Annotated in this window: 1 pseudogene; it reads right to left on the bottom strand. The window is 58.8% G+C overall.

From position 1 onward, the window contains the following. Positions 1–64: 64 nt before the first annotated feature. Positions 65–657 (bottom strand): annotated as a pseudogene (locus J5M56_RS23795) (LysE family translocator); the annotation flags it as partial.

Here is a 657-nt window from a genome sequence, read left to right as displayed (position 1 = left end):
AGTGCGTAGGAACGCTCCTGAAACCGAGCTTAACAGGCATCGGGCCGGCGATTGAAGCAATGCGTCAGTGACAGCTTTCGCGAAGTAACGGATACAACGAGATCACCAACAGCGCTGCCATGCCCCAATTGAACACGCGCAACCAGCGCGGATCTTTCAGCACATTGCGCAACAGCGTGCCGAACGCCGCCCACAGGCCGACACTGGGCAGATTGATGATGGCGAACACCGCCGCGATGATTACGACGTTATAGAAATAACCCTGCATCGGCGTGTACGTGCTGATGGCGCCGATGGCCAGATCCACGCCTTGGGATTGACCCACTGGAACGCCGCGGCGCCCAGATAGCTGATCGGTTTCGCCTCGCCGTGGGCACTGTCGCCGACCGGGCCGGAGTGGGCGATCTTCCACGCCAGATACAACAAATACGAGGCGCCGACATATCGCAGCACCGTATACAGAATCGGATAGGCCTGAAACACCGCGCCAAGGCCGAAGCCCACCGCTACCACCAATAAAAAGAAGCCGCAGCTGATGCCGAGCATGTGCGGAATGGTGCGGTTGAAACCGAAATTCACTCCGGACGCCAGCAACATGGTGTTGTTCGGCCCCGGTGTGATCGAGGTGACAAGGGCAAACAGGGCAAAGCCCAACAG

This window comes from Pseudomonas sp. 51_B, assembly GCF_017491595.1.
GTDB classification, from domain to species: domain Bacteria; phylum Pseudomonadota; class Gammaproteobacteria; order Pseudomonadales; family Pseudomonadaceae; genus Aquipseudomonas; species Aquipseudomonas promysalinigenes.
The sequence above is the reverse complement of the archived record's forward strand: the minus strand, read 5'-3'. Positions and strand labels throughout refer to the sequence as shown.